Genomic DNA, 6,112 nt, shown 5'->3' on the forward strand with positions numbered 1-6,112 from the left:
CGCGGGCGCTGGCTACCGTCCACCCGCCCGCCGCCAGCTCGCGGTCGAACGCGCGCCCGGCCATGATGTCCGCCGGCTGCGCGTAGGTGATGGACAGCACCCGCGTTCCGGGCGCCAGCGGCACCTGCCGGGCTTCGTCGCGGACCAGGGTGATGGACCGCTCGGCCACCGCCTGCGCCAGCTCACCGTGCGCGCGCGAGCCGACGACCGCTTCCACGCTGTCCAGCTCCACAGTCCGCCGCCGGTGAAGCCCGGCACGGGCCTTGGCCGCGAGGATGCGGCGCACGGACCCGTCCAGCCGCTCCGGGGTCACGCGGCCGGCCTGTACCGCGGCGACCACGGCGTCTACCGCCTCGCGCGGGTCGATGGGCTGCAGCAGCACGTCGGCGCCGGCGTCCAGGGCCAGCAGCAGGGGCTCGCGCTGGCCGTAGCGCCGGATCACCGCGCCCATGTTCATGGCGTCGGTGAACACCAGCCCGCCGAACCCCAGGTCGCGGCGGAGCAGGTCGCGGGTGATGGCGGGCGACAGCGAGGCCGGGGCCGCCTCCGGGCCCTCGATGCCGGTCATGGAGATGTGCGCCACCATCATCCCGTCGATGCCGGTGCGCACGGCGGCGCGAAAGGGCACCAGTTCCACCGAGTCCAGGCGGGCGCGGTCGGCGCGGATGGCGGCGAAGCCGATGTGGGTGTCGGCCTCGGTGTCGCCGTGACCGGGAAAGTGCTTCCCCGCCGACAGCAGCCCGGCCGAGCGGATCCCCCGCGACATCGCCGAGGCGAGGCGCGCCACCTCCCGCGCGTCCTCGCCGAAGGAGCGGACGTTGATGATGGGGTTCATCGGGTTGGAGTTCACGTCCAGCACCGGGCCGAACGTCAGGTGCACCCCCACCGCCCGCGCCTCGCGCCCGATCACCCGGCCCACCTGGTACGCCAGCGAATCGGAGCCCGTGGCCCCCAGCGCCATCACGGGCGGAAACGACGTTCCTCCGCCCAGGGGGAGCAGCGAGGGCAGCGCGTATCCGCCGGCCAGCCGCATCCCCGGCCCGTTCTCCATGTCCGTGGTCACCAGCAGCGGCACGGGCGCGCGGCGCTGCAGGGCGTTCAGCTTGGCGGCGTAGCTGTGGGGCAGCCCCATCGAGATGACGATCCCGCCGATGCCGTCGCGCTCCACCATCTCCAGCAGCCGCTCCATCTCCGGCGAGTCGGCCGCCACGTACTCGCCCCCCGTCCACCCGAACACCACCTGCCCCGCCTTCTGCCGCAGGGTGAGCGACGCGAGGGTGCTGTCCACCCACGCCTGCTGCTCCGCGTCCAGCCCCCCGGCAGAGACGGACGAGGCCTGGACCGACGCGGCAGGGGGCGCGGCGGCGGGGGCGCAGCCCAGGGCCACCAGGAGCAGAAAGGGCGAACGGCGGATCATGGGCATCGCGGGATGGGGGTTGCCGCGAAGGTACGCCACCCCTGGACGCTGAGGCAACTGGTGGTAAGTCCTGGCCACGCGTCGGGCAAGGGAGCTGGATGATTACTCCATGGAGGCGCCACGCACGGAACCTGGCATCCGCGGACCTGCCGCCCGGGACGACGTAACGACCACGGTTCGGGCAGTACGACGAAGATGAACAGGGGTGAGCCGGCCGTAAGCAATCGTTGCTACAAGGACACAGAGTGCACATCTTCTGCAGGGCTGCTCGCTTCGCAATGCAGCCCTTTGCGCGTTTGCTCATCTGTGGACCTTCGCTACGCCTCTGGCGTAGAGAGCTGATCGCCGCTATGCTCTTCGTAGAGTCGAGCCTGTTCGAGCGCGCCCGGAAGGAGTATCTGGCGGACGACGGCCTGCGAGAACTTCAGGCAGTGTTGCTGGCGAAGCCGGACGCCGGCGTGTTGATCCCAGGCACCGGAGGCGTGCGGAAGCTTCGCTGGAAGGCGGAAGGACGCGGCAGCGAGGCGGATTGCGGATCATCTACTACGTCCACGCCTCGGCGTTTCGCTGCTATCTGTTGCACCTCTATGCGAAGAACGTAGAAGAAGATGTGTCGCCCGCCATGCGGAAGACACTGGCTGCGCTGATCCATCGAATCGAGGCAGGTGAGTGATGGAGGAAAAGCTGTTCGAGGAGCTCGTTGCCAGCCTGGAAGAGGCCGTCGCTCATTCGCGGGGCGATCTGGATCTTCCGGCCGAGCGAATTCACTTCTTCGGTGAGCCCGATCCTCGTGAGATACGGGCGCGGCTCGACATGACGCAGGATCGCTTCGCCGACGCCCTGGGAATCAGTGTAAAGACGCTGCGGAACTGGGAGCAGGGCCGGCGCGAGCCGAGCGGGCCCGCCATGCGGTTGCTGCGCATCGCCGAGAAGCATCCGGAGATCCTGCTGGAAGCCGCTGCCTCGTAACGCCACCGGCGGGGCAGCGGTTTCCCTCGTGGCACCCGCGGAGTAACGTGAGCGGTGACCCGGTCCCTCACGCCCTGACCTCGAGTCCAATGGGGTCCTCGATCACGCGCATCTTCCTGGTGCGGCACGGCGCGACCGTCCTCACCGCCGAGGACCGGTTCGCCGGCTCCATCGACGTGCCCCTGGCCGACGTGGGGCGCGAGCAGGCACGGCGGCTTGCGGAGCGGCTGCGGACGGAGCGCATCGCGGCCGTGTACGCGTCGCCGCTGGGCCGGGCGGTGGAGACGGCGAGCATCGTCGCGGCGCCGCACGGGCTGGACGTGCAGACGGATGCCGCGCTGCGCGAGATATCGCACGGCCGGTGGGAGGAGATGACGCGGCAGGAGGTGGAGGCGCGGTTCGCGGACGAGGCCGCCGCGTGGGACGCCGACCCGTACACGTTTGCGCCGCTCGGTGGAGAAACGGGGCTGGACGTTACGGCGCGCGCGCTCCCGGCGGTGCTGGACCTGGTCCGCCGGCACGAGGGACAGACCATCCTCATCGTATCGCACAAGGCGACCATCCGCCTGCTGCTGAGTTCGCTGCTGGGGTTCGATCCGCGCCGCTACCGCGACAACCTGGACCAGAGCCCGGCCGCGCTGAACATCGTCGACTTCCGCGGACCGACCCGCGCCCGGCTCACGCTGTTCAACGACACCTCGCACTACGACCTCACGCCCGACACCCCGCGTGCGCGCCTTTCGCCCGCGTGGTGCCGCCAGGACGAGGGTCCGGACGGTACGCCGTGCGAGCTGTGGCGCCAGGACGACAACGTAAACCGGGCGCTCGTGCGTACCCTGGCCACCCGCGCCGAAGCCGAGGCACGCCTGCAGGAGTTCAAGTCGCGCCACCACAAACAGACGTACTGGATCGCCCCTGCGGCGGACGAGCCGCCCACGTCGTCGTTGTGAGAACGACCGAGCGAACCCGGTGGGGCGCCCGGTTCGGTGCATCCGGGGCATCGGCGCGTCACGCGGGGTGTGTGGCGGATCCCTCAGTCGCGGCAAATCATGGAGCCGCCGCGGGTTAGGTGTGGCCGCTCCATCGGGATGACACCTCGCAGTCGGTCGCGGCACACGAAGTTCTCCCCTCTCCGCATGCGCAGCATGCGGGGAGGGGCCGGGGGAGGGGCCTCCCGAGGCATGCGAGACACCCAGTCGAACCCCGACCGTCCGCCCCACCGCCGAAACGGACGAGGAGACCAGGAACCGGCGCGAGGCGAACGGGTACTTCGGCCAGCCACGCGCCGCACCCCGGCGCTCCGAACCATCCGTCTCCCGGAAGAAATCCCATGAACCTCGTGCGCTACGCCGTTGCCGTGCTCCTCGCCTCGCTGCTCGGCGCACCCGCGTACGCCCAGCACGCCGGTGGCGCCGGAAGCCATCCGCCCGAGGCCGCCACGTTTGCCAGCGCCGTCCAGCCGCTGCCGCCATCGCTCACCCCGGCGCCGGTGTACGCGCGCTGGGCCGCTCCCAACGTCCGCCCGCTGTCCACCGCCGCGCACGGGGTGATCGGGGTTGGCGTGGGGGCGCTGGCCGGGCTCGCGCTCATCGCACTGTCACCGAATTGCTGGGAAGCGGACTCCATGTGCGGGATCGCCATCGTGCCCATGGCCGGGGTGGGAGCGGTCGTCGGCGGGGTGGTGGGCCTGGGTGTGGGCGCCATCCGCAACCGCTGAGGAACGCCGGTAGCCACCGGGGTTCGCCCCACGAAAACGGCCCTCCCCCGCATCGCGGAGGAGGGCCGTCCAGCGTTCCCGCCCGGAAGCCTACAGCTTCCAGATGCGGGTCGCGTACTCCTTCACCGAGCGGTCGCTGCTGAAGAACCCGCAGCGCGCCACGTTCAAAATCGCCTTGCGCGTCCAGGCGTGCTGGTCTGCCCAGGCCACGTCCACCGTGGCCTGCGCGTCCAGGAAGGCGTCGAAGTCGGCCAGCACCATGAACTCGTCCGCCGTCAGCAGGTGCTCCACCACCGGGCGGAAGAGGCCGGGATCCTCCGGCGACAGCATGCCGCTCGCGACGAAATCCAGCACCCGCCGCAGCCGCGGGCTGGCCTCGTACTCCGCCCGCGGGTTGTACCCCGCCACCCGACGCGCCTCTACCTCGTCGGCCGTCATCCCGAAGATGAAGATGTTGTCGAGGCCCACGTTCTCGGCGATCTCCACGTTGGCGCCGTCCAGCGTGCCGATGGTGAGCGCGCCGTTCAGGGCGAACTTCATGTTCCCCGTTCCCGACGCCTCGAACCCGGCGGTGGAAATCTGCTCCGACAGGTCGCTTCCCGGGAAGATGCGCTCCGCCAGCGACACCCGGTAGTCGGGAAGGAACGCCACGCGCAACTTGCGCCCGGCCACCGGATCGGCGTTCACGCGGGCCGCGATGGCGTTGGTCAGCTGGATGATCAGCTTGGCCGACCAGTAGGTGGGCGCCGCCTTGCCCCCGAACAGCACCGCGCGCACGGGAATGTCGCGCTCCGGCGAGTCCAGGAGCTCCAGGTAGGTATCCACGCAGCGCAGCGCATTCATCAGCTGGCGCTTGTACTCGTGCATGCGCTTCACCTGCACGTCCATCATGGTCCCCGGCGCGATGGCCACGCCCGTGATGTCATGGACGATCGTCGCCAGCCGCGCGCGGTTCCGGGCCTTGACCGCCATCCACCGCTCGCGGAACGAGGAATCGTCCGCGAAGGGCTCCAGCCCGCGCAGCAGTTCCAGCTCCGTCACCCACTTTTCGCTCCCCAGCGCCTCGGTGATCAGCCCCGACATCTCGGGGTTGGCCTTGAGCATCCACCGGCGCTGCGTGATGCCGTTGGTCACCGAGGTGAAGCGGTCGGGCCACAGCTCGGCGAACTCGCGGAAGATGCGGTCCTTGAGGATCTCGGTGTGGAGCGCCGCCACCCCGTTCGTCGTGTGGCTGCCCACGATGGCCAGGTGCGCCATCCGCACCTGCCCGTTGGAGACGATGGCCATGCGCTCCTCGCGCGCGGCGTCGCCGGGAAACTTCTCGGCCACGCGGTCGCGGAAGCGCCGGTCGATCTCGCGGATCAGTTCCAGGTGGCGCGGCAGCAGCCGGCCGAACAGGTCCAGCCCCCAGGTTTCCAGCGCCTCGGGAAGCACCGTGTGGTTGGTGTAGGCAAAGGTGCGCCGCGCAATGTCGAACGCCACGTCCCACTCCATCCCGTCCTCGTCCATCAGCAGGCGCATCAGCTCGGGGATGGCCACCGCGGGATGGGTGTCGTTCAGCTGGATCTGCACCTTGTCCGGGAAGTCGGCAAAGGTCGGCCGCTCGGTCTTGTACCGCTTGATGATGTCCTGCAGCGTGGCGCTGACGAAGAAGAACTGCTGCTTCAGCCGCAGCTCCTTCCCCGCCCCCGTGTCGTCGGGCGGGTACAGCACCTTGGAGATGGTCTCGGTCTGCGTCTTGGCCTCGACCGCGGCGATGTAGTTGCCGCGGATGAAGCCCTCCAGGTCGAACTCCTCGGTGGCCCGCGCCGCCCACAGCCGCAGGGTGTTCACCGTGTTGTTGCAGTATCCCGGCACCGGCGTGTCGAACGCCATCGCCTGCACGTCCTTGGTATCCACCCAGTGGTAGTGCAGGCGGCCGGCGGCGTCGCGGCGCGGCTCCGCCCGCCCGTAGAACTGCACCGTGTAGGTGCGGTCGGGGCGGGCGATTTCCCACGGGTTTCCGTCCT

At 69.9% G+C, this 6,112-nt stretch carries 6 protein-coding genes; 4 read left to right on the top strand and 2 right to left on the bottom strand.

Annotated elements, in window-relative coordinates:
• The coding region (locus VIB55_RS14525) for a glycoside hydrolase family 3 protein (RefSeq protein ID WP_331877374.1) at positions 1-1,417 on the bottom strand (1,417 nt) is incomplete at its 3' end.
• Between the two features lie 529 nt (positions 1,418-1,946).
• Here VIB55_RS14525 and VIB55_RS14530 point away from each other — a divergent pair.
• The 4 genes from VIB55_RS14530 to VIB55_RS14545 all read left to right on the top strand — a co-directional run bounded on the left by VIB55_RS14530 (position 1,947) and on the right by VIB55_RS14545 (position 4,103).
• A complete protein-coding gene (locus tag VIB55_RS14530; protein ID WP_331877375.1) occupies positions 1,947-2,090 on the top strand; it encodes a hypothetical protein in 144 nt (47 codons plus the stop codon).
• A complete protein-coding gene (gene nadS, locus VIB55_RS14535; RefSeq protein ID WP_331877376.1) occupies positions 2,090-2,386 on the top strand; it encodes a NadS family protein in 297 nt (98 codons plus the stop codon). Before VIB55_RS14530 ends, nadS begins: the two co-directional genes overlap by 1 nt.
• Before the next feature lie 89 nt (positions 2,387-2,475).
• Complete coding sequence (locus VIB55_RS14540; protein ID WP_331877377.1) at positions 2,476-3,336, top strand: histidine phosphatase family protein; 861 nt, start codon at positions 2,476-2,478, stop codon at positions 3,334-3,336.
• Positions 3,337-3,716: 380 nt separating this feature from the next.
• Entirely contained in the window at positions 3,717-4,103 is a 387-nt protein-coding gene (locus VIB55_RS14545; RefSeq protein WP_331877378.1) for a hypothetical protein, read from the top strand.
• 90 nt (positions 4,104-4,193) lie between these two features.
• Here VIB55_RS14545 and VIB55_RS14550 read toward each other — a convergent pair.
• Positions 4,194-6,112 (bottom strand): glycogen/starch/alpha-glucan phosphorylase (locus tag VIB55_RS14550; RefSeq protein ID WP_331877379.1); only part of this gene is annotated, 1,919 nt, incomplete at its 5' end.

Source organism: Longimicrobium sp. (genome assembly GCF_036554565.1).
In the GTDB taxonomy this organism is placed as follows: Bacteria; Gemmatimonadota; Gemmatimonadetes; order Longimicrobiales; family Longimicrobiaceae; genus Longimicrobium.

Coding starts and splice junctions, on each gene's coding strand:
- VIB55_RS14540 (WP_331877377.1), top strand. CDS start 2,476: ATGGGGTCCTCGATCACGCGCATCTTCCTGGTGCGGCACGGCGCGACC.
- VIB55_RS14545 (WP_331877378.1), top strand. CDS start 3,717: ATGAACCTCGTGCGCTACGCCGTTGCCGTGCTCCTCGCCTCGCTGCTC.
- nadS (WP_331877376.1), top strand. CDS start 2,090: ATGGAGGAAAAGCTGTTCGAGGAGCTCGTTGCCAGCCTGGAAGAGGCC.